This window comes from Stutzerimonas frequens, assembly GCF_024448335.1.
Classification (GTDB): domain Bacteria; phylum Pseudomonadota; class Gammaproteobacteria; order Pseudomonadales; family Pseudomonadaceae; genus Stutzerimonas; species Stutzerimonas frequens.
In genome coordinates this window covers 91,666-114,329 of the sequence record NZ_JAMOHM010000002.1, presented here as the reverse complement: position 1 = coordinate 114,329, position 22,664 = coordinate 91,666, and the positions used below count along the sequence as shown (strand labels likewise).

20 protein-coding genes are annotated in these 22,664 nt (G+C 62.8%); 8 read left to right on the top strand and 12 right to left on the bottom strand.

Going from position 1 to position 22,664, the window contains the following annotated elements; genetic code table 11:
- Positions 1–31: 31 nt before the first annotated feature.
- The 7 genes from NAO55_RS03275 to NAO55_RS03245 all read right to left on the bottom strand — a co-directional run bounded on the left by NAO55_RS03275 (position 32) and on the right by NAO55_RS03245 (position 9,246).
- Positions 32–1,282, bottom strand: coding sequence for a Coenzyme F420 hydrogenase/dehydrogenase, beta subunit C-terminal domain (locus NAO55_RS03275; RefSeq protein ID WP_102840265.1), 1,251 nt, complete (start codon positions 1,280–1,282; stop codon positions 32–34).
- Between the two features lie 64 nt (positions 1,283–1,346).
- A complete protein-coding gene (locus NAO55_RS03270; RefSeq protein ID WP_102840266.1) occupies positions 1,347–2,579 on the bottom strand; it encodes an oligosaccharide flippase family protein in 1,233 nt (410 codons plus the stop codon).
- Between the two features lie 2 nt (positions 2,580–2,581).
- Complete coding sequence (locus NAO55_RS03265) at positions 2,582–3,769, bottom strand: polysaccharide pyruvyl transferase family protein (protein WP_063540493.1); 1,188 nt, start codon at positions 3,767–3,769, stop codon at positions 2,582–2,584.
- Between the two features lie 18 nt (positions 3,770–3,787).
- The gene (locus NAO55_RS03260) at positions 3,788–4,867 is read right to left on the bottom strand and encodes a glycoside hydrolase family 5 protein (RefSeq protein ID WP_102840267.1); all 1,080 of its coding nucleotides are present in this window, start codon (positions 4,865–4,867) and stop codon (positions 3,788–3,790) included.
- A 129-nt stretch (positions 4,868–4,996) separates the two neighbouring features.
- On the bottom strand, positions 4,997–7,210 hold the full coding sequence (locus NAO55_RS03255) for a polysaccharide biosynthesis tyrosine autokinase (RefSeq protein WP_063540491.1): 2,214 nt from the start codon (positions 7,208–7,210) through the stop codon (positions 4,997–4,999).
- A 13-nt stretch (positions 7,211–7,223) separates the two neighbouring features.
- Positions 7,224–7,661 (bottom strand): low molecular weight protein-tyrosine-phosphatase, encoded by a 438-nt coding sequence (locus NAO55_RS03250; RefSeq protein ID WP_063540490.1) that lies wholly within the window; start codon positions 7,659–7,661, stop codon positions 7,224–7,226.
- Between the two features lie 157 nt (positions 7,662–7,818).
- On the bottom strand, positions 7,819–9,246 hold the full coding sequence (locus NAO55_RS03245) for an undecaprenyl-phosphate glucose phosphotransferase (RefSeq protein ID WP_102840268.1): 1,428 nt from the start codon (positions 9,244–9,246) through the stop codon (positions 7,819–7,821).
- Positions 9,247–9,622: 376 nt separating this feature from the next.
- On the opposite strand from NAO55_RS03245, the gene yegS reads away from it, so the two are divergent.
- From yegS to NAO55_RS03230, 3 genes are all read left to right on the top strand, one after another.
- Positions 9,623–10,537: a lipid kinase YegS gene (gene yegS, locus NAO55_RS03240; protein ID WP_102840269.1), complete on the top strand. Its 915-nt coding sequence runs from the start codon at positions 9,623–9,625 to the stop codon at positions 10,535–10,537.
- 99 nt (positions 10,538–10,636) lie between these two features.
- Positions 10,637–11,569: a chemotaxis protein CheV gene (locus NAO55_RS03235; RefSeq protein WP_102840270.1), complete on the top strand. Its 933-nt coding sequence runs from the start codon at positions 10,637–10,639 to the stop codon at positions 11,567–11,569.
- Positions 11,570–11,647: 78 nt separating this feature from the next.
- Entirely contained in the window at positions 11,648–12,448 is an 801-nt protein-coding gene (locus NAO55_RS03230; protein ID WP_102840271.1) for an MOSC domain-containing protein, read from the top strand.
- A gap of 35 nt (positions 12,449–12,483) precedes the next feature.
- On the opposite strand, the gene NAO55_RS03225 is transcribed toward NAO55_RS03230, so the two are convergent.
- Positions 12,484–14,406 (bottom strand): transglycosylase SLT domain-containing protein, encoded by a 1,923-nt coding sequence (locus tag NAO55_RS03225; RefSeq protein ID WP_102840272.1) that lies wholly within the window; start codon positions 14,404–14,406, stop codon positions 12,484–12,486.
- 294 nt (positions 14,407–14,700) lie between these two features.
- On the opposite strand from NAO55_RS03225, the gene NAO55_RS03220 reads away from it, so the two are divergent.
- Positions 14,701–16,611: an ATP-binding cassette domain-containing protein gene (locus tag NAO55_RS03220; protein ID WP_102840273.1), complete on the top strand. Its 1,911-nt coding sequence runs from the start codon at positions 14,701–14,703 to the stop codon at positions 16,609–16,611.
- A 132-nt stretch (positions 16,612–16,743) separates the two neighbouring features.
- Positions 16,744–17,436, top strand: a complete 693-nt coding sequence (locus tag NAO55_RS03215) for a DUF6901 family protein (RefSeq protein WP_102840274.1) — start codon at positions 16,744–16,746, stop codon at positions 17,434–17,436.
- A gap of 45 nt (positions 17,437–17,481) precedes the next feature.
- On the opposite strand, the gene NAO55_RS03210 is transcribed toward NAO55_RS03215, so the two are convergent.
- Positions 17,482–17,922, bottom strand: a complete 441-nt coding sequence (locus tag NAO55_RS03210; RefSeq protein ID WP_063540482.1) for a universal stress protein — start codon at positions 17,920–17,922, stop codon at positions 17,482–17,484.
- A gap of 272 nt (positions 17,923–18,194) precedes the next feature.
- Between NAO55_RS03210 and NAO55_RS03205 the strand changes: the two genes are divergently transcribed.
- Genes NAO55_RS03205 through NAO55_RS03195 form a run of 3 tightly spaced genes read left to right on the top strand, consistent with a single transcriptional unit; the run spans position 18,195 to position 20,001 of the window.
- Positions 18,195–18,671 carry a hypothetical protein gene (locus NAO55_RS03205; protein ID WP_063540481.1) on the top strand — a complete coding sequence of 159 codons (477 nt, stop codon included), beginning with the start codon at positions 18,195–18,197 and terminating at the stop codon, positions 18,669–18,671.
- Between the two features lie 38 nt (positions 18,672–18,709).
- On the top strand, positions 18,710–19,486 hold the full coding sequence (locus NAO55_RS03200) for a class II glutamine amidotransferase (protein WP_102840275.1): 777 nt from the start codon (positions 18,710–18,712) through the stop codon (positions 19,484–19,486).
- Positions 19,486–20,001: a DUF2937 family protein gene (locus NAO55_RS03195; protein WP_102840276.1), complete on the top strand. Its 516-nt coding sequence runs from the start codon at positions 19,486–19,488 to the stop codon at positions 19,999–20,001. The genes NAO55_RS03200 and NAO55_RS03195 overlap by 1 nt, the downstream gene beginning before the upstream one ends.
- 60 nt (positions 20,002–20,061) lie before the next feature.
- Here NAO55_RS03195 and NAO55_RS03190 read toward each other — a convergent pair whose 3' ends face one another.
- Genes NAO55_RS03190 through NAO55_RS03180 form a run of 3 tightly spaced genes read right to left on the bottom strand, consistent with a single transcriptional unit; the run spans position 20,062 to position 22,589 of the window.
- Positions 20,062–21,240, bottom strand: coding sequence for a vWA domain-containing protein (locus tag NAO55_RS03190; protein WP_102840277.1), 1,179 nt, complete (start codon positions 21,238–21,240; stop codon positions 20,062–20,064).
- 42 nt (positions 21,241–21,282) lie between these two features.
- Complete coding sequence (locus NAO55_RS03185) at positions 21,283–21,687, bottom strand: GFA family protein (RefSeq protein WP_102840278.1); 405 nt, start codon at positions 21,685–21,687, stop codon at positions 21,283–21,285.
- A 53-nt stretch (positions 21,688–21,740) separates the two neighbouring features.
- Positions 21,741–22,589 carry an AAA family ATPase gene (locus NAO55_RS03180; RefSeq protein WP_063540477.1) on the bottom strand — a complete coding sequence of 283 codons (849 nt, stop codon included), beginning with the start codon at positions 22,587–22,589 and terminating at the stop codon, positions 21,741–21,743.
- Between the last annotated feature and the right edge of the window lie 75 nt (positions 22,590–22,664).

Genomic DNA, 22,664 nt, shown 5'->3' with positions numbered 1-22,664 from the left:
TAGGTATTGGTTCCCTGAGCGCTACGGCCTTTCATGCCGTCTCCAGCGCTCGCTTCTTGATCTTCTTGCGCCGCACCAGCAGGCCGGTGAACGCCTTGAAGCTCTGGTAGAACCCGATTTCCCTTGCCCCTTTGCCAAGCTCGAAGCCTTTGTACGCCGGGGTCTTGAGCATCAGCAGCTTCATTGCCAGCAACCGCGGCAGGATCGTCGTGCGGCGGTAGTACTGAAACGGCTGGATGGCAAAGATGCTGCCGGTATCGAAAGCCTCGGCTTTGACAACGCCAGCAGCCTCCGCGTTGCGAAAAAGTTCGCGACCTTTTGCAGTGCGTACCAGAATCAGCGAGTTGCCCTCGCGCTCTTCGAACGACGGATAGCCTTTCTCGTCGCCTTCCCAGCCATCGGCGCAGACGATGTCGGCGAACTCACCGATGCCGTCCGGGCAGATCTTGCAGCGGGTCTGCAGGTGCCGGTTGAGCACCTTTCCCCAGGAATCGTTGTAGGTCATGGTGCGCTCGTCGCCGTTCTTCAGCGTGGCCTTGGTCAGCCCCGGCCAGCCGTCGCCGCGGTAACGGAAGGCGGTGACGTCCTTGCGCTCGACTTCCAGTTTGTCCAGCACCTGCTCGGTGCCCTGCAGGCTCGGCGTGCCGGCGCACATGAAGGAGACGATGTAGGGAATGTTTTCCTTCAGCCGCGGGTTGTGTTGCTGTATCTGGCGCACCGCGGCCACGTCGCAGGGCTTGCCGATGAACAGGTATTTCTCGGTGGACATGGCGACCCATTTCAGCGCTTCACCCGGGCTGGCCGGCGCATAGCGCGAGCCGGAGGAGGCGATGACGTTCTGCCGCGAGCGGCTGATGGTCGCGACGTTCTCCAGCGGATCGGTGGTCGAAGCCTGGATCTGGATCACGCCATCGACCAGCTTGTGTTCCAGACAGTACTGTGCAAGAGCAGAGATCACGCCGCCGGAGGAGCCGGCCTGGCGGATCTCGTCATCAGCGGCGTAGCCCTTGAGCGTGTCGAGAATCTCGCCCCAGATCGGGTGATAGTTCGCCGACTTGTACGGGCGGATGTCCAGGTTCAGTGCCGGGCAGGACTTGGCGAAGGCCGCGCTGGTCTGTTCGCTGGCCACCGGCTTGTCCTGGTACTGGCTGTTGAGCACCGGGCGGTGATAACCATCACCGGTCAGGCGAATCTTGATGGCATCGTCCTCGGCGACCGAGCTGCACATGCCGCAGCCACTGCACAGGTCGTTGTTCAGTACGCGGTTCAGTAGAGCTTTCATACCTGCCTTCCCTTGAGCGGCCGGTCGAGCGCATGGCGTGACCGGCAGTATTTGACGAGTCCGGTCATGCGGGCTGGCGCCGCTTGCGGTAGATGGCGAGCACCGCATAACCGTAGATAACTGTCAGGACGACCATGCCCAGAGTGGACACCCAGGGGGCCGCCTGTATTCCGTGCGACGGAATGAAAATCCAGTAACAGAGCACCGTGATCACGCCCGAGGCGATGATCCCGAAGGTACGCAAGAAGCCCGTGCCCATGGCCATCAGCTGCACACCCAGGCCGGCGGCGATGAAGCGCGCCGCGGTGAAGCAGGCGAAAGCCAGCCACAGGGTGTTCAGCTCGGCGTACTCGGCGCCGAGGAAGTAGTCGGTGAACAGCGGGCCGATGAAGAAGAACGCCAGGGCGAAGATCAGTCCCATGCCGGCGTACTCGCCAAGGATGCGCAGGCCGTAGCGGGCCAGCCCGGCGGTCTTGTTGTGCAGCTGGTAGGCGAAGCGCGGGATGTGCACGCTGGCCAGCAGCACGCTGAACGGCACCGCGCCTTGAATCAACCGCGAGCCGGCGAAGTAGATGCCCGCCGCTTCGCGCCCGGCGAGGTGGTTGACCAGGATGACGTCGAGCTGGGCGAAGATGTTGGTCGCGCCGCTGTCCACCGCAAAGCTGGTGGAAGACTTGAAGCGCTCGCCCAGCACCTGCCAGGAGTTGCGCAGGATGCCGCCCAGTTCGAGGATCTTCGACAGCGCGCGCAGAGCGAAGGTGGCGTAGATCAGGCGCGAAACCAGGAAAGCGAGGCCGATGGCCAGCACGTCGTTGCGCAGCAGGATCGCGGCGCCGATCAAAATGAAGTGCACCAGTGCCGTCGCGGCCACGATCTTCGTTTCGCGATGGAACTGGCCGATGCTGCGAAACACCGTCAGGCCGAGGTCGCCGTAGGACGAGGCCAGGGTGCCGAGCAGGAACAACACCGCGGCAAAGCGCTCGGTGGTGTGCAGGTCGAGGACGAACAGGATGATCGGCAGCAGCACGATGCAGGCCGGCCCTACCAGTACGGACTTCGCCGCCAGGCTGGCGGACATGATCTCGCCCGCGCGATGGCGCTCGGCGCCGATGTCGCGCAGCGCGCGCATGCCGAAGCCGTAGTCGGTCACCAGGGCGACGATGGTCGACCAGGTGATCACGATCGAAATGAAGCCGAAATCGCTCGGCCCCAGCGTTCGCGCGAGGATCAGCAGGGTGCCGAGCTGCACGGCGGTGCGAGCCGCCGTGGTAACCCCCATCAGGGCGTGATCGCGCATGATTATCTCTGATACGCGGCCTGGGGCTGGTGCAGGCTGGCGAGGATCTGTTCCAGCGCCACGCTGTAGGCGTCCAGCTTGCGGCGGATGATCGCACCGCTGGCGGCGACTTCAGTCTTGAGCTGTTCGCGGTTGTCCAGGTGCGACAGAACCAGTTCCAGTGCGCTCTCGGTGTCCTCGGTCTTGAGGTCCACCACACGGTGGTAGTCGAGCGACTGATAGAGCCCGGCGAACTTGCGGCTGTAGGCCAGCGGCACGACCGGTACGCCGGCGGAGAACGCGCCGATGGTTGCGTGCATGCGTGCGCCGACGAAGAAGTCCATGCCGCTGATGTAGGACTTGGCCTCGATCGGCCCCTTGAAGCGTGGCGCCAGCTTGAGCTCGGGATACTGCTGCTGCAGTTGCTGGGACACGGTGTAGTCATCCTCGGCCGGGAAGCCGATCGGGATCACGTGGGGTACCAGGTGTACTTCGTGGCCGCGCTCGAGCAGCGTGCGGATCAGCCGGTCGGTCAGCGCCTTGTAGTCGGCACGCAGGCCGAACTGATTGGCCGTGCCTTCGTATCCGCCGTGATGCAGCAGTGCCGAGACGCTGAGGCCGACAGCCAGCTTGCTCGGATCGCGCTGTTCGCTCTGGCGCTCGAAGGGCAGGGCGAAGGCGACGTCGATGACTTCGTCGCGATTGGGGATGTTGAGCTGCTTGAGCACATCGAAGGACTGGTGATCGCGGGCGAAGACCATGGTGCTCTTCTTCATCGCCCAGGCCGAGGCCTTGGTACCCCAATCGGACTTGAACGGGCCGATGGTCTGCGGCGACAGGATCAGCGGCACGCGGCCACCCAGTGCCATGCCCTTGCTGACCAGCAGCTTGATCAGGCGCTTGGCGCCATAGATGTCGGAAAAGCTGTCGCCCTCGCCGATGTCGAAGACCGCATCACAGGAGCTGATCGCCTGGTACAGGCCGTGGGGATTCTTCAGCAGCGCCTTCTCGTTGAACTCGATGAATTCGTACTTGAAACGCTCGGTGGACGGCGGGTAGTCGCAGGGGCCGGACGAACCGATGATCAGGAACTCCGGGGTGATCCCGCATTTGCGCGCGGCCTCGTCGATCAGCAGCATGTTGGAAATGCTCAGGGCGCCAACCCCGAGGTTGCCGGATGAGAACGAGTGCCATAGCAGTCCGAATTTCATGTTCGAGTCACTCCAGAATCAGTCAGCGGTGTGCGCGGGGGTAGGGCCAATGGCAGTGCAGTCGTTCGCCAGGTGTTTGCGCATGAGCTCCATCTGAGGACGGTCCTCGCCCTTGCGCGGCTCGATTGCAAGCTTGTAGGTGCCCCAGCCGGGGCCGCCGGCCCAGTAGGCGCTGGGTACGCAGTTGTCATTGAGGTAGGCGAGCAGGTTGTCCATGGCGACGGCCGCTTCGGGCAGGTCGTCGGGAATGCCGTATTCGCCGAGGAAGCCTCGCTGGCCGTGTTTCTTCAGCCACTCGATAAACGGGCGAGCGCGCTCGACGCCGATCATCGGGTCGATGTCGCGGCTGGTCTGCGCCATGTATTTGCCGGAGAAGTCCTGGTCGAAATACAGGTGCGCTTCGTAGACGATGCGCTCGGCCGGGTCGTTGATCAGGAAGTTGGCGTTCACCTGTGGCCAGTGATACGCACTCGACCAGCGCTCGCCCTCGACGAAGATCAGCGTCTGATCATCGACTTCGCGAATCGCATCGACCGCCGCCTGCGCCGCGCCTGGCCAGAGCCCGACGGTGCCGTACGGCTCGTTCATGATGTCGTAGCCGAGCAGGCCGCGATGGCCTTTGAAGCGTTCGGCCAGCTGTCGCCAGACCGAGGCATAGGCTTCGTAGGGCACCTTGCTCGAGCCGATCAGCTCGCCGTGGTAACGACCGTAGTTGTGCATATCGAGAATGACCTTCTGGCCATTCATCGCGGCCAGATCCAGGGTCTTCTTCAACAACCGGATCTGGTCGAAGTTCAATCCATCATCCAAGGAATGTTGAACCCGCTCCCAGATGAAGGGGAAACGGATCAGCTTGATCCCCTGATCGGCGTAGTACTTGAAATGCTTCTTTTGCGGATAGAAGTAATGGGTACCGTTCTTTCCGGGGGTGATATGGGGCGCGAAGCCGGCACCGGACAGATTGACCCCCAATAACGCGAGGCCGTCATCGCCCTTCGGCCAATCGGCGGCGCAGACGCCCATGGCCGACAGCGCGGCCGTCAATCCCAGGGCCAGTCGCGTAGAACGTCTGGCGGGCCGGTTGGGGTGTCTGATCATTAGCTAACACCTATCTTCAGGCAAAAAAACGTCTACTGACGCGCTTGGTCAGTTGCAAAGGCAGAGGAAGAATGCGAACCGGTGGGTTCGGCAAGGCGACGGGATAACCGTCGCCATGCGGCTCACCTGTTATTTGGTGCTGGCGTATTCGTACTGGTAGTAGCCGTACTCGCCATAGGTGGAGGCCTTGCGTACCACGGCGTTGAATATCACGCCCTTGACCAGCAGGCCGTTCTGCTCGAGACGACGCTTGGCCGCTTCGATTTCCTTCAGGCCGTTGAGGCCATAGCGGGTGACCATCAGCGTGGTGCCGGCCTGGCTGCCGACCAGAGCGGCGTCGGTGACGGCCAGGATCGGCGGGGTATCGAAGATCACCAGGTCGTACATGTGGCTGATCTCCTTGACGAAGCGCGAGAAGTTCTCGTGCATCAGCAGTTCCGACGGGTTCGGCGGCAGCTGGCCATGGGTGATCACATGCAGGTTGTTGAGCTGGGTCTTCTGGATGGCATCGAACAGGGTGATGCGGCCGGAGAGGATATCCGACAGACCCTTGTCGCCATCGCAACGCATGACCTTGTGCAGGTAGCCCTTGCGCATGTCGGCGTCGATCAGCAGCACGCGCTTGCCGGACTGCGCGACCACGGCAGCCAGGTTGGTGGTGACGAACGACTTGCCCACCGCCGGGCTCGGGCCGGTGATCATCAGCACGTTGTTCTTGGCCTCGATCATGGCGAAGTGCAGGCTGGTACGCAGGCTGCGCATCGCTTCGGTGGCCAGGTCGGCGGGCTCGTTGATGGTCAGCAGGTAGGAGGCGGTGCTCTTGTCCCGCTTGAAGTTGGCCAGACGTTTTTCCAGCGCGGCCTGCTTGTCGGTGAACGGAATCGAGGCATACACCGGGGTGCCGGTACGCTCGATGTCTTCCGGATTCTCCACGCCGCGCTTCAGGGCTTCACGTACGTAGACGAAGGCCGTGGCGAGCAGGGCGCCGAGCAGGGTGAAGACGATCACCACTAGCGGCTTGTTCGGCTTGACCGGGTTCTCCAGGTCAGCTGCGGCATGGTCGATGATGCGCACGTTGCCCACGGTGCCGGCGCGGATGATGTCCAGCTCCTGGGTCTTGTTCAGCAGCATGGAGTAGGTTTCCGAGGAGACCTCGACATCACGGTTCAGGCGCAGCAGTTCCTGCTGGGTGGAGGGCAGGGTGCCAATCTGCTTCTCCAGCTCTTCCTTCTGCATCTGCAGCTGGTTGATCTGGTTCATCAGGGCCTGGAAGTTCGGGTGCTGACGGGTGAAGCGGCGCTCCATCTCGGTGCGCTTGAGGTTCTGCTCGGAGATCTGCTTCTCCAGATCGACGATGCGGTCGAGCACCGACTGGGTCTCGGCGGTGATGTCCACCGAGCCGGACCCGGTCTGGTACTTGTTGAGAGCGGTCTGTGCGGCTTCCAGCTTCTTGCGTACCGCCGGAACCTGCTCGTTGAGGAATTCCAGGCTCTGCGTGGCTTCGGCGGCATTGCGAGCAACGTTCTGCTCGACATAGAGGTTGGCGACTTCCTCCAGCACACGAATGGCATGGGCCGGGTCCTGATCCTCGAGCGTCACGTTGACGATGCCGGACTGCTTGCCGCGCTCGGCGGCCGAGAGACGCTGCTGATAGCTCTCGGTGGTGTTGTAGGTCCGGTTCTTGATCACGGTGAAGGTGGTGCCGGGGCGTGCGTTCAGCTCGGCCACGGTAGCCCGATAGTCTTCGTTCTCGACCGGCTCGCCAACGATGCCCTGGATGAGCACTTCGCCATCTTCGTCACGCAGGATGAATCCGTTGTTCTCGGCCGCCTCCAGGGTCAGCTCCTTGCCGTGCATCTTGTCCGGCACTTCCAGCTGAGTGACCTTAAGTGTCTCGCCACCCCAGGCGTAGCCGCCCAGCCCGGCCGGATGCCAGCCCAGCTCACCTTCCTCGCTCGGCTCGAAACGGCGCGCCATGAAACCGCCAATGATCGGGAAGTGATGCGGCTTGATGATGATGTCGAGGTTCAGGTTGCTCACCGCGCCACCCACCACCGAGCGCGACTTGAGCAGGGCGATTTCCGTCTGTGCGGGCGAAACCGGCGGGTTGGTGTTGACCACGTCGGTCAGGCTCGGCAACCCGTTCTTGGGCTCGATCTGGATCATCGCGCTGGCCAGGTAAACCGGCGTCGCGAGCAGCGCATAGGCGATCCCGAGCGCGGCGAAGAAGCCGGTGATCCCGAGAATGAGCACGCGGTTATTGATGAAGGTGTCAAAGAGGTGGGCCAGATCGATGTCCTTGTCCTCTTTGGTTTCATAGATTGGGCGGGGCATGGTTGTCATCGAAGTTCCTTCTTCATTTCAGGTAAGGAAGCCAGCTCTCGACGGATTTCGTCAGGAGATTGTGGACGTGTTCAAAAGCGGGTTTGGATTGACGGTAGGGGTCCGGAATCTCCAGATCGTCTTGCCATTTGCCGATGAGAAACGTTTTGCCATGCACCTCGGGTGCGATCTGGCGAAGATGCTGTATATGGCTATGCTCCATTGCCAGGATCAGGTCCGCCTCGTGCAACATGTGGCTGTCGACCTGGCGCGCGCAGTGGGCCGGAAATTCCAGTCCATGGTCCTGCAATACTTCATGAGCGGTTTTGTCCATGGGGTTACCTACTAGTGCACCAATGCCTGCCGAACTGATCGTCAGGCCCTGGTCGCCGAGTCTGTGCAGGAACAACGCCTCGGCCGTGGGGCTTCGGCAGATGTTTCCGACACAGACGATCAAGATGTTCTTGAACATGCTGTTCACCCTCGCGGCCGCGTATTCGCAGCCTCCGGGAAACCCCCCGGGGTGAACGAAAATGAGATTTTTGGGAGCATCATTAGTTCCGTCCTGTCACGCGCCTTGAACGTGACTTGTTCCAGTCTTTTCAGCGCTGCGCGGGTGCGCTCGCCGATCAGTACACGTCCTTGTTGAGCAGCAGGGCTGGCGGGGTGCGCACGAGGATGTAGAGGTCGAACCAGACCGACCAGCGCTCGATATAGTCGAGGTCGAACTCGACCCGCTTCTCGATCTTCTCCAGGGTGTCGGTTTCGCCACGATAGCCGTTGATCTGGGCCCAGCCAGTGATGCCCGGCTTGACCCGGTGGCGTGCCGAGTACTCGGCCACGGCGTCTTCGAACAGCACGCCGGCGGCCTTGGTCGCGGTCGCATGGGGGCGTGGGCCGACCATCGACATGCTGCCGAGGAAGACGTTCAGCAGTTGCGGCAGCTCGTCCAGGCTGGTCTTGCGGATGAAGCGACCGACGCGGGTGATGCGGTCGTCGCCGCGGGTGGTCTGGCGGTCGGCATTGGCATCGGATTTTTCGTGGTACATCGAGCGGAACTTGAAAACCTCGATGAGGCGGTTGTTGTAGCCGTAGCGTTTCTGCTTGAACAGCACCGGACCGGGCGAATCGAGCTTGATGGCCAGAGCGATCAGCAGCATGACCGGGGCTGCGGCGAGCAGCGCAATGCTGGAGATGACGATGTCTTCCAGACGCTTGAAGAACGGCGACCAGCCACGCAGCGGCAGATCGGAGGCGATCAGCGTCGGCAGGCCGCCGACCTCGGTGATGCGCTTGTCGGCGTGACGGAAGGCGACCATGTCCGGCACCAGCAGGACGTTGACCGGCAGCTTGCGCAGCTCGGCGATCAGCTGGCCGATGCGGCTGTCGGCAAACCAGGGCAGGGCGACCAGCACCTGGGTAACCTTCTCTTCACGAATCATCTGTTCGAGGTCGCGGGTGTTGCCCAGCAGCGGCAGGTTGGCGAGCTGGTTCGGCAGGCGCTCCAGGCGATCATCGATGAAACCGAGCACGCCGGTGCGGATGTCGCGGTTGTGCTGCAGGTATTCCGCAACGCGCATGCCGTTCTCCGTACCGCCGAGGATCACCGCGTTCTGCAGGAACATGCCGCGGGCCATCAGCCGGCGGAACAGCGCAAGCATGGCCAGGCGCTCGGCGCCGAACAGGACGGCGCTGGTGAAGAACCAGAAAGCCAGGTGCTGGGCGTTCAGGTAGCTGAACAGCCCCATGCCCTGGTGCATGAAGATGAGGAAGCTGAAGGCCGCCGCCCAGGCGACGAACATCACGCGGAAGCGCAGCAGGGTGCTGAACACCTCTTCGCTATAGATGCCTACCGTCTGGAAGATGATGATGCTGAGTACCGCGAAGAACCCGAGAAACGCACTGAACGGACCGCTCGCGGGAAGCTCCAGAAACGCCAGCAGCAACAGGCCGGGCAGGATGGCTGTCAGGCCATGGATCAGGCGGACACTGGCCAGGAAGTAATCGACGAAACTCGGGTGAGCATATTCAAGGGTTCCAACAGACTGTACGCGCATACAAGGCTCCATCCTCAGCTCAAAGCTGGCTCAAATCTCGAATTAATCGCCGCGGTACGCGGGGGTTTGATAGCAGGCCGCCATCGCAACCGTGATCGGGACTCCTGCTCCGACCGTGCCTCTCAGAATGAGTTCAGTACTAGCCAGCCGGCTACCAGAAAAAGGACGCTTTTCACTCGAGCGGCGCAAACAGCTGTTTTGCAAAGGTTTTATCGAAGGCGGGAGGCGGGCTAGGGCTGGCGTGGCGGTGTTGAGCGGCTGACCGGCGGCACGATTGATCGAACATTTGGATTAATACCGCTGCGTTTGGCACATACAACTTCGGCCCGTGTGCCGTGTCTGAAGCAGCGGTGTATCTGCGAAGGGAACTACTGTCATGAGTGACGCCAAGGCGCTGCTGATATTGCATGGGAAACAGGCGCTCAATGATGAGGTGCGTGAGGCTGTACGGCAGCAGCGTGAGCTCGGCTGGGAGCTGGCGGTGCGCGTGACATGGGAGGCGGGTGATGCACAGCGGCTGGTCCGTGAGGCGCTGGCCGCCGGATACCCTATCGTGATCGCAGGAGGCGGTGACGGCACGTTGCGTGAGGTCACCGAGGCGATGCTCGAGGCCAACACCGATGCCAGCCTGGCGCTGATGCCGCTCGGCAGTGCCAATGATTTCGCCAGGGCTGCGGGCATTTCCCTCGATCCGTTCGAGGCGCTGGCATTGCTGGGTGAGCCGCCGCAGGCGGTCGATGTTGGCGAGATGGATGGCCAACCATTCGTCAACATGGCCACCGGCGGCTTCGGTTCGCAGGTCACGGCCAGCACGTCCGAGGAGCTCAAGCGCTTCCTCGGTGGCGGCGCCTATCTGCTGACTGGCCTCACCCGCTTTTCGGAAATCCATTCGGCGCGAGGTCGCTTCAGCGGTCCGGGTTTCGACTGGGAAGGCGACTTCCTCGCCCTTGGTATCGGCAACGGTCGGCAGGCCGGCGGCGGTCAGCTGCTCTGTCCGCAGGCGACCATCAACGACGGTCTGCTCGATCTGTGCATCGTGCCTGCTCCGGCGGATACCGTCGGCACCCTCGGCACCCTGCTAAGCGGGGGGCTGCTGGGCGTCGATGCCGTGTCGGTCAGTGCGCGCGTCCCTTGGCTGAACGTCGAGGCGCCGAAGGCAATCGACATCAACCTCGACGGCGAACCGTTTTCCGGCGCCACTTTGCATTTCGGCGTGCGCGCCGGTGCGTTGCGCATGCACCTGCCGGCGGATTCGCCGCTGCTGGTGCGCCCCGATGCCGGCCCGGCGTGAGGGCTGCGGTTGGCTGGCTGAATTATTGTCCTTGGCGCTTAAAGCCAGGCCGGATACGGCCGATATGTGCTTTACGATGTTTTCCCAAGGAGCCTGGATATGGCCGGCATACTCGATTCAGTCGATCAGCGCACCCGACTGGTGGGGCAGAATCGCCTGGAAATTCTCATGTTCCGGCTCGGCGGACGGCAGAAGTTCGCCATCAATGTGTTCAAGGTGCAGGAAGTCGTCCAGCTACCGAAGATGACTCTCATGCCGCATCGACACGGCTCGGTCTGTGGCGTGGTCAATCTGCGCGGCCAGACACTGCCGGTCATCGACCTGTCCCGTGCCATCGGCCTGCGACCGCTGGTACCGGATGAGCGCAGCACCATCATCGTCACCGAATACAACCGCACCGTGCAGGCATTCCTGGTCGGCGGTGTGGACCGCATCGTCAACCTGAACTGGGATGAGGTGATGCCGCCGCCGAGCACCGCCGGCCGCCAGCATTACCTGACCTCCATCACCAAGGTCGACGACGAGCTGGTGGAAGTGATCGATGTGGAGAAGGTGCTGGCCGAGATCGTGCCGTACGACACCAGTATCTCCGCCGAGCGCCTGGCCGACCCTATTCTCGAGCGAGCCCGCGGCCGTGAAGTGCTCTGTGTGGACGACTCTACCGTCGCCCTGGCGCAGTTGCGCGAGACCCTGAGCCAGCTCGGCCTGAAAGTTCACACCGCCAGTGACGGTCTGAAGGGCCTGAACATGCTCAAGGCTTGGGCCGACGCCGGTGAGGTGCTGACCGACAAGCTGCTGATGGTCTTTACCGATGCCGAGATGCCGGAGATGGACGGCTACCGGTTGACCACCGAGATCCGCCACGATCCGCGCCTGCGCGATCTCTACGTAGTGCTGCATACCTCGCTGTCCGGCAGCTTCAACCTGGCGATGGTGCAGAAGGTTGGTTGTGACAACTTCCTTTCCAAGTTCCAGCCGGAAAAGCTCGTCGACGTCATTCAGGATCGCTTGCAGCAGGGCAAAGACGCCTGACCGATCGACACCGGCCCGGCGGCTGAAATCCGCCGGGCTGCGCTGTATGCTGCTGTGCTTTGGTCCAGGAGGCGCAGCATGCATCTCTCCTCGCTTTATCGCTTTCCTCTGAAATCTGCCGCTGGCGAATCGTTGCAGCAGTGCCCGAGCGATGCTCTGGGTCTGCTCGGTGATCGCCGCTGGATGGTCGTCGCGGCCGGGACTGGTCGGTTCCTGACGCAGCGCGCGGTGCCACGCATGGCACTGCTGCAAGCGCACTGGCAGGACGAAATGACCCTGCGTCTGGGCGCGCCGGGGATGCCGGAGTTGCTCGTGCCGGTGCCGGACGATACGACGCTACGCTGTGTACAGATCTGGAACTCCAACCCGGTGGTCCCCGATGCCGGCGAGGCCGCGGCGGCCTGGCTGTCAGAAGCGCTTGGCCAGGCCTGTCGGCTGGTGCATCTGCCTATCGACGATGGCATCCAGGTCGATCTGGATTACGCGCGGCTGGGCGAGCGCACGGCGTTCAGTGATGGTTTTCCTTTTTTGCTGATCGGGCAGGCGTCACTCGACGATCTGAGCCGCCGCGTCGGCCGTTCGCTGGAGATGCTGCGTTTTCGGCCAAACCTGGTGGTCAGCGGTGCCGAGCCCTACGCTGAGGACAGCTGGAAGCGCATTCGCATCGGTGCACTCACGTTTCGCGTGGTCAAGCCCTGCTCGCGATGCGTCATTCCCACCCTCGACCCGCTGACCGCCGAGCGGGCGGCCGATCGGGAACCGCTGACCACGCTGTTGAGCTATCGCAAGGGACCGGGTGGCGTCTTCTTCGGGCAGAACCTGATCACCGAGGGCTGTGGCGAGCTGGCGGTCGGCATGCCGCTGGAGGTGCTGGAGTAGCACGCCTGACCTGCGTGCAGCGCAGGCCTGCGCGCTCATTGCGACTCGAAGAAGCGTTCGTGCCATTCCACCAGTGGCTGTGGTGAGTTCAGCTTCTGTCCGTAGATCACCGAGTAGGTCAGCACGTTCTGCACGTATTGGCGGGTTTCGTCGAACGGGATGTTTTCCACCCAGACATCGAACGACAGATGTTCGGCGTTACGCAGCCATTGCCGGACACGCCCGGGTCCGGCGTTGTATGCCGCCGAAGCCAGGACGCGGTTGCCGTTGAACTGACCGTAGATCTGACTCAGGTAGGCGGTGCCCAGCTGGATGTTGGTGTGCGGATTGAGCACCTGCTGCGTTGAGGACAGCGGGATGCCGAAACGCCTGGCGGTCTCCTTGGCTGTGGCGGGCATCAGTTGCATCAGGCCGGTGGCGCCGACGTGCGAGCGCGCATCGGACATGAATGCGCTTTCCTGGCGGGTGATGGCGAACGCCCAGCTCGGATGAATCTGCCGGGTACGGGCGGCCTGGACCAGCGCGCTGCGATGAGCCATGGGGAAGCGGATGTCCAGGTCGTCCCAGTACTGGGCCTGGCTGATGGTGCGGATGGCCGGGAAATACCATTCCTTTTCATAGGCAAGCCGCGCCTGGGCCACCAGTTCGTCGCGACTGAACAGTCGGCTGACGTGATACCACTCGCGACGGCCATCGACGATCTGGCCGCGATCGTGAAACTCCAGCGCGCGGCGGATGCCTGCGGTGTTGCGTACCTTCTGCACGACTTTAGCGTCGAGCGCCAGCGGCTGGTGGTTGAGTTTGTAAGGCGCCTGGATGCGATCGGCCGAGAGGAAACCGTAGAAGTCGCGCTCCTGTGCCACCGGCTTGTAGAGCAGGGCAGTCTGCTTGCTCTCCGGCTTGGCGAGTTGCAGGCTACGCGCCTGCCAGTAACGCCAGCGATTGGTGTTGGCCAGTTCGTCGGGGAAGCGTTGAGTCAGCCGGTAGGCTTCGTCCCACTGGCCCAGGCGCAGGAGCAGGCGTGCACGCCATTCGCTGACGGTATTGTCGCGAAGCTCCGGATCGTACTCGGCCATGACCTTCAGGGCGCGACTATCGAAGCGCTTGGCGAGAGTCAGTCCGACCTGCCGGGCGATCGCGACCTTCTCGTCGCTCGAGAAGGCGAAGCGACGCGCATAACTGTCGAGCAGGGTCAGCGCCTGTTCCGGGTCCTGTCGCGCCAGCCGGCGCAGTCCGATCGAGACGACATCGGCCATGGTCGCACTGGTCGAGGCGAAACGTTCCGGCTGGCGAAGCATCTGCGGTTTCTGCGCGACATCGATCATCAGCTGGCCTTGCGCCTGCAACGTCGGCAGCCGCTTGACCAGATAGCTGGCGACGCCGTAGTTGCCACTCTCGACCGCGAGCTTGGTGCGCTTCCAGCGCCGCTCCTCGGTCAGCAATCCCTTTGCCTGCCAGAGCTCGAACGCCGGGTCGCAGGAGTTGTGCTGGGACTTGCCGACCAGCCAGAGACGCTCCACGGCAGCATCGGCGCCCGGCAGGTCGTTGCGCAGCTGGTATCCGGCGAACAGGCAGTCCAGTTCCGTGAAGTTCATCTTTGGGTCGTAGTGGCGGACGTAGGTCTGCCAGTCGCCGCGGGCGGCCAGCAGCCGCAGCCAGCGCAACTTCATCCAGCTGATCTGCGGCAGGTCGCCGTGCTCGGCAAGGAATTTCTCGACTTCCTGATTGCTGGCGCTTTTGAGGCGGTTGGTCAGCTCGTCGTAGGCGAGGTACGGCGTCAGGGGATAGTCGCGCAGGGCATTGAGGTGGCGGCGATAGGGTCCACTGTCGCCTTTGGCCAGGGCCTGCTTGGCCTCATCGTAATACTGGCGCTGCTGGCTGAGGGTGGCGGCGGACGCGTCCAGGCCAAGAGCTGCAACGAACAGGCAGAAACACAAACTGGAGAGTCGGCCGCGCATGGTACATCCGTAAAACGGGGGCTTTGGATAACAGGCGGCTTGCTGCGCCGGGGGGGGGGCTCAGGAACGGCCTGCTGCAGCAACTAGCTTAGCGTGCCGGATCGGCCAGTTAAACGCGGTTTAAGCTCTGGAAACAAACAATGGCGGACTTCCGACGAGCGTAGCTCCCAAACAGCGAAATCGCCGTTTCGCTGGGGGCGCACACACGCGTCGTCGAAGGGGGAGCAGCCAATGTGATCGGGGCCCAGCGAGCGGCATCTGCTAGAATGCGCGCCCTGTTTTCCGGAGGTAGTCATGACCCTGCTCAAGTTCACCGATGTATCTCTCGCGTACGGCACCACGCCGCTGCTCGATGGCGTGTCCTGGCAGATCGCACGGGGCGAGCGGGTCTGCATCATCGGCCGCAACGGGACGGGCAAATCCAGCATGCTGCGCCTGGTCAAGGGCGACCGCTCGGCAGATGACGGCGAGATCTGGCGCGCGCCGGGGCTGAAGATCGGCGAGCTACCGCAGGAGCTCCCGCGCGCCGACGACCGCACGGTTTTCGACGTGGTCGCCGAGGGGCTGGCGGGCGTGGGTGAGCTGCTCGCCGAGTACCATCATCTGAGCATGAACATTCAGGATCAGGACGACCTGGACAAGCTCATGCATGTGCAGCAGGCACTGGAAGCCAAGGACGGCTGGCGCCTGCAGCAGCTGGTGGAAAGCACGCTGAGCCGCCTGCAGCTGCCGGCCGACCGGACTCTGGCCGAGCTGTCCGGTGGCTGGCGCCGCCGCGTGCTGCTGGCACAGGCGCTGGTCTCCGAGCCCGACCTGTTGCTGCTCGACGAGCCCACCAACCATCTGGACATCGGTGCCATCGCCTGGTTGGAAGAGGCGCTGACCGGCTTCAACGGTGCCGTGCTGTTCATCACCCACGATCGTGCTTTCCTGCAGAACCTCGCCACTCGCATTCTGGAGCTGGACCGCGGCCACCTGATCGACTGGAACGGCGATTACGCCAGCTTCCTGGTGCACAAGGAGCAGCAGCTCGCCGCCGAGGAAACCGCCAACGCGCTGTTCGACAAGAAGCTCGCTCAGGAAGAAGTCTGGATTCGCCAGGGCATCAAGGCTCGACGCACCCGCAACGAAGGTCGGGTGCGTGCGCTCAAGGCGCTGCGTGCCGAGCGCGGCGAGCGGCGTGATCGGCAGGGCAAGGCCAGCTTTCAAGTGGAAGTCGCGGAAAAATCGGGCAAACAGGTGGTTGTCGCGGAGCACATCAGCTTCGCCCATCCAGGTGGCGAGCCGCTGATTCGCGACTTCTCCATCGTTATTCAGCGCGGCGACCGCATCGGGCTGCTCGGTGCCAACGGCACCGGCAAGACCACCCTGCTCAAGCTGCTGCTGGGCGAGCTGCAACCCAGCAGCGGTGCGATCGAGTTCGGCACCAAGCTGGAAGTGGCGTATTTCGACCAATTGCGTCACCAGCTGGAGCTGGAGAAGACCGTGGTGGACAACCTCGCCGAAGGGCGCGAGTTCATCAGTATCGATGGCCAGAATCGCCATGTGCTGAGCTATCTCGGCGACTTCCTGTTCAGCCCGCAACGGGCGCGCACGCCAGTCAAGGCGCTGTCTGGTGGGGAGCGGGCACGGCTCTTGCTCGCCAAGCTGTTCAGTAAGCCGGCCAACCTGCTGGTGCTGGACGAACCGACCAACGATCTCGATGTGGAAACCCTCGAGCTGCTCGAGGAAGTGCTGCTCGGCTTCCAAGGCACGGTGCTGATGGTCAGCCACGATCGTGCCTTCCTCGATAACGTGGTCACCAGCACCCTGGTGTTTCAGGGCGGGGGTGAGGTGCGCGAGTACGTCGGTGGCTATCAGGACTGGTTGCGCCAGGGGGGATCGCCGCGCCTGCTCGGCGTTGCCGAATCCGGCGGCGAGACGAAAGAGGCGAGCAAGCCTCAGCCGGCTCCGGTCGCGCCGGTCGCGACCGAGGCCGCGCCAGCGAAGAAGAAGCTCAGCTACAAGCTGCAGCGCGAGCTGGAAGCGCTGCCAGGGCAGATCGATGAGCTGGAAAAGCGGATCGAGGTACTGCAGGCCGAAGTGTCCGAGCCGGCCTTCTACCAGCAGCCGGCTGACGTGACTGCCGCCGCGCTGGCTCGTCTCGAAGCGCTGCAACAGGAACTGGACGGGTTGCTGGAGCGCTGGGCCGAGCTGGAGGAGTAAGGCGATACGTTCGCAGGCGATTCGAGCGAGCACGGCAGGCTGCGGTCACGGCTTATGAGATGGATCAATGCCATGCGCGCTGACGCGTAGTTAAGTAGCCGCATTGGATCATGCAGTCATGATGGAGCGTCAATGGCAATCGAATACCGCATCACCCTGGATGATGAACACGATTTCAGTTACCGGATCGAACTGGATCGTGACTATGACCGGGAGGTCGCCGCACAGGCGCCGAAATGGACTCGCCTCGAACATCAACGTTGCTCGAATTGCCCGCTCAGCAAGGATCAGTTCAGTCATTGCCCGGCCGCGGTGGATCTGCACCGGGTGATCGAGGACTTTCAGGGCCTGCCGGCGGTGAAGAAGGCCCTCGTCTGGGTGCGCACGCCGGAACGCGAGTACACCAAGCTGGTGGGGTTGGACGAAGGTCTACGCGCGTTGCTCGGGGTAATCATGGCGACCAGTGCCTGTCCGGTGCTCGGCCGGCTCAAGCCCATGGCCCAGCAACATCTGCCGTTCGCCAGCAATCATGAGTTCGTTCTGCGCGCAGTGTCGCTCTACCTGGCGCGGCAGTACTTCAACTTGCGCGAAGGTCGGCATGCCGACTGGGAGCTGCGCGGGCTGGTGCGTTCCTTCCAGCAGCTGCAGCTGGTCAATCAGGCGTTCTGGCAGCGCATCCACGATACCTGTCACGCCGACTCCAACCTCAAGGCCTTCCTGACCTTCTTTTCGATGGCGTCGAGCCTAACTTACTCGCTGGAGACCCAGCTGCAGAAGATCCGGCCGCTGGTCATGTGTGCCGGCGAAGGGGTCGAAGCCGTCTGAGCGACGGCTTGCGCGGCCGGCATCCGCGCAAGCCTGCAGCTGTCCTTACTCGGCTTTCTTGAGGCGTACGGCCAGCACGTCGCACGGGGCACCGTGCAGGATGTCGTTGGCCGTTGAGCCCAGCAACAATGCCAGGCCATGACGGCCGTGGCTGCCGACCACGATGAGATCGCAGTGTTGTTCCTTGGCCAGGCGGTGCACTTCCTGGCGCGGCTGGCCGTAGGCGAGGTGGCGCTGTTCGGGCGCCAGGCTCGGGTAGCTGTCGGCGAAACCGTTCATGCGCTCGCGCGCCTGGTCGAACTGTTGCTGCTGCAGCATGGACAGGTCCATCGGAACGTCGCCGCCGAAGGCCATGGCCATGGGTTCGATGATGTGCACCAGGCTGAGCTTGGCGCCGCTGGTGCTGGCCAGTGCCTGGGCACGCGCGACGACCGGGTGGCACTCTTCCGTCAGATCGACGGCGACCAGAATGTGCTGATAGGGCATGGTTTTTTCTCCTTGCGTACCGGTCGGCTGTGGCTGGCTTTCCGGCTTCATATGGGTAAGTACCCTTTTGTTTAACGGGTTTATACGACCTTGCTTCGAGCTGTGCCAGTGGCTTGTTGTCACTAGCGATGACGTCGACAGGGTACGGGCTGTTATGATGGCGGCCCTTGCGCCGCGTCACTGTCCCGGCTCGTCGAGCCGTTGCACGATCATGTGACGTCGGACCTGTTGCCGCGCGGCTTCCGTGAACGGCTTGTGATCGAGAAAACACCATGCTGATGTTCGACTCCGACTATTCGCTCGCCTGGGCCCTGTACGGCATCGCTGCGCTGGGCTGCCTGCTGTTCTGGTTCCGCGTGACACGTTGGATGTGGCGCTGGCTGCGCGAATCGCTGCGTCTGGCTGCCGCTGTGCTGTTGTTCACGCCGACGATCGTCGATCCTGCCAAGGAACTGTTTGCCCCGGCTGTGGCCATTACAGCCATGGATATCTTGTTCCAGGTCGGCAACAACGCTTGGCGGGCGGTGGCCGATCTGGCCCTGTACGGCTTGATCGCCTTTGCGCTCTATCTGGTGCTCGTGGCGATCCGCTGGCCGCTCGAACGGCGTTTTGGCCGCCGTGGCGAGGCGGCGGATGACGGTGAGGATCCGCGCACGCTGCGTGAGCGCCTCGAGCAGGATGACGACGACCACTACGAGCCGGACTATGCGCCAGCGCGCGGGCGTGTCCGTACCGAGCCCCGTATCTAGGGCCTCGACGCTTCAAGTCAATCATCGGGAGATGACGCATGTGCGAGCTGCTTGGCATGAGCGCCAACGTGCCCACCGATATCGTGTTCAGCTTTACCGGGCTCATGCAGCGGGGTGGCAAGACCGGACCGCACAAGGACGGCTGGGGCATTGCCTTCTACGAGGGGCGAGGCCTGCGCCTGTTTCAGGACCCGGTCGCCAGCTGTGAATCCGAAGTGGCGAAGATGGTGCAGCGCTACCTGATCAAGAGCGAGGTGGTGATCGGCCATATCCGCCACGCCAATGTTGGCAAGGTCGCCCTGGTCAATACTCACCCCTTCGTTCGCGAGCTGTGGGGCCAGCACTGGTGCTTCGCGCACAACGGCCAGCTGTCCGATTTCGAGCCGCCTCGGGGTATCTATCGCCCGGTCGGTGATACCGACAGCGAGCGTGCATTCTGCGATCTGTTGAATCGCATTCGTCTGGACTTCCCAGATCGTTGCGCTGCCGAGGATCTGCTGCCGGTTCTGCTGGGTGCCTGCCAGGAGTACCGTCGCAAGGGCGTGTTCAACTGCTTGCTAAGCAACGGTGAATGGCTGTTCAGCTTCTGTAGCAGCAAGCTGGCCGAGATCACCCGGCGCGCCCCGTTCGGTCCGGCCCAGCTCAAGGATGCCGAGTTGATGGTGAACTTCCACGCCGAGACCACGCCGGACGACGTGGTCACCGTACTGGCGACCGAGCCCCTGACCGACAACGAGCAGTGGACGCTGCACGAACCCGGGCAATGGAGCCTGTGGCGACTGGGCGAGCGTGTGGCGACGGGCAGGATGGCTTGATGCTGAGAAGTTACCTGCGGCTCACGCTGTTCACCTTCGGTCTGCTGGTCGGCATCCAGGTACCTGGCTTCATCGAAGCTTATGCGCAGCATGTCGAGGCCCGACGGCTGGAGGCGGAGCAGGGCTTGCGGGGCTTTCAGGAGACCGCGCGACGCTTCTTCGAGGGCGATCTGGATGCGCTCGTGCGGCACTACCGCGACAGCACCGACCCGGTTTTCCAGAGCGATGCGCAGAGCGTCGAACAGCTGGTGAGCCGTGCCCGTATGCTAGAGCGTGAGTGGCAAGCCATGCAGCGGCCCTGGTATGCGCGCGCCGTGCACGTCCTGTTCGGAGCGGAGCGCAGCCTGCGGCAGCAGGTCTGGGACAGCTACCGCTTCCAGGTACTGCTGGCGCCCGAAGCCATCGCCTGGGGGCTGAGCTGCGCGGTTCTGCTGGCCTGGCTGGTGGAAAGCCTGCTGCTGGCGGCGAGCTTTCCCTTTCGTTCTCGCGTGCGGCGCTACCGCTCGTTTCGCTGAGTACCGCAGCGGTATTGGTGTTCGCGGACCTGGTGTCGGCGCGTCCCTGTGCCGGTCCGATCACTTGGCGAGAAACTTCATCCCTTCTTCGAGCCCGCTGAGGGTCAACGGATACATGCGATCCTCCACCAGTTCGCGAACGATGCCGGTGGAGGTGGTATAGCCCCAGGTGTCCTTGGGGTAGGGGTTGATCCAGATGAGCTTCTTGTACTTCTCCATGAAGCGCTGCATCCACACGTAGCCGGCTTCCTCGTTCCAGTGCTCGACGCTGCCGCCCGGCTGGGTGATCTCGTAGGGCGCCATCGCGGCATCGCCAACGAACACCACCTTGTAGTCCGCACCGTACTTGTGCAGCACGTCGAGGGTGGAGGTGCGCTCCGAGGTGCGGCGGAAGTTGTTCTTCCACACCGATTCGTAGATGAAGTTGTGGAAGTAGAAGTACTCGAGGTGCTTGAACTCGGTCTTGCAGGCCGAGAACAGCTCCTCGCAGACCTTGACGTGGGCGTCCATCGAGCCGCCGATATCGAACAGGATCAGCAGCTTCACGGCATTGCGCCGCTCCGGCCGCATCTGGATGTTGAGCAGGCCGGCATCCCGCGCGGTATGGTCGATGGTGCCGTCGATATCGAGCTCATCCGCCGCGCCCTGGCGAGCGAACTTGCGCAGGCGGCGCAGGGCGATCTTGATGTTGCGCGTACCGAGTTCGACCTGGTCGTCGAGGTTCTTGTATTCGCGTTGGTCCCAGACCTTCACCGCCTTGCCCTGGCGTTTGCCGGCATCGCCGATGCGGATGCCTTCGGGGTTGTAGCCGCCGGAGCCGAACGGGCTGGTGCCGCCGGTACCGATCCACTTGTTGCCGCCGGCATGGCGTTCCTTCTGCTCTTCGAGACGCTTCTTGAACTCCTCGATCAGCTTATCCAGCCCGCCGAGGGACTGGATCTGCGCACGCTCCTCGTCCGTCAGGCTGCGCTCGAACTCCTTGCGCAGCCACTCTTCGGGGATCAGAGCCTCGAGATGCTGGTCGAGATTTTCCAGGCCCTTGAAGTAGGCACCGAAGGCCCGGTCGAACTTGTCGAAGTGGCGCTCGTCCTTGACCATCACCGTACGGGCAAGGAAATAGAACTCGTCCATGTCGGCGAACACGACACGATGTTTGAGCGCGTCGATCAGATCCAGCAGTTCGCGCACCGAAACCGGAACCTTGGCGGCGCGCATTTCGTTGAACAGGCCAAGCAGCATGGCAAAACCTCTGGCGCCGGAGTGGCGCGCTGTACGTGGCGCTCAGCGGGGGCTGTCGCCGTTGTGTTGGGGCAGTCCGTCGCGGATCTCGTACCAGTCAGCCTTGGATCCGACGTAGATATGCGATTGCGGTGGCACCGGCAGCGGCGAATCCAGGGTGCCGGCGGCAACGCCGACCTCGTGCTCGCGATTGTCGACGAACAGCAGATTGGCGCCGCAGCGGATGCAGAACGTGCGGGTCACGTGTTCAGAGGAGTGGTAGACGCCGAGCTGATCCTTGCCGGACATGAAGTGGAAGGCATCCAGCGGCACGCTCGCGTAAGTGGCGAATGCGGCGCCGTGAGCCTTGCGGCACATCTTGCAGTGGCAATGGGTCAGCGCATCGATTGGGGCGTCGATGCGATAGCGCACGACGCCGCACAGGCAACTACCGGTATGCGTTTGCATGTTTCGTTCCTCCAGTGAGTGCACGGCCGGCTCCACCGGGAACCCGGTGCCGATCAGCGGCTGTTGGCGCGCCGACTCATGAAGGCTAGACGCTCGAGCAGCATCACGTCCTGCTCGTTCTTCACCAGCGCGCCGGCCAGCGGCGGGATGGCACGAGTCGGGTCGCGCTCGCGCAGCACGGCTTCGCCGATGTTGTCGGCCATCAGCAGCTTCAGCCAGTCGACCAGCTCGGAGGTCGAGGGTTTCTTCTTCAGACCCGGCACCTTGCGCACGTCGAAGAATACGTCCAGCGCCTCGCTGACCAGCGACTGCTTGATACCGGGGTAGTGCACATCGACGATCTTCTGCAGCGTCTCGCGATCCGGGAAGGCGATGTAGTGGAAGAAGCAGCGACGCAAGAAGGCGTCCGGCAGTTCCTTCTCGTTGTTCGAGGTGATGATGATGATCGGGCGCTGGGTCGCCTTGATGGTTTCGTTGGTCTCGTAGACGTAGAACTCCATCTTGTCGAGTTCCTGCAGCAGGTCGTTGGGGAACTCGATGTCGGCCTTGTCGATCTCGTCGATCAGCAGGATGACCCGCTGCTCGCTCTCGAAGGCCTCCCACAGCTTGCCTTTCTTGATGTAGTTCTTCACATCGTGGACCTTGTCCACGCCCAGCTGCGAATCACGCAGGCGGCTCACTGCGTCGTATTCGTAGAGGCCCTGGTGCGCCTTGGTGGTGGACTTGATGTGCCAGGTGATGAGCTTGGCGCCGAAGGATTCGGCCAGCTGCTCGGCCAGCATGGTCTTGCCGGTGCCCGGTTCGCCCTTCACCAGCAGCGGACGCTGCAGGGTGATGGCGGCATTGACCGCGAGTTTCAGGTCGTCGGTGGCGACGTAGGACTGGGTGCCTTCGAATTTCATTGCGGATTCCTTCGGCGGGGCCTGGCACGCAGGCGCTCGTTGTAGTCAGGGGGTCGACTATAAGGGAAGGCCAGG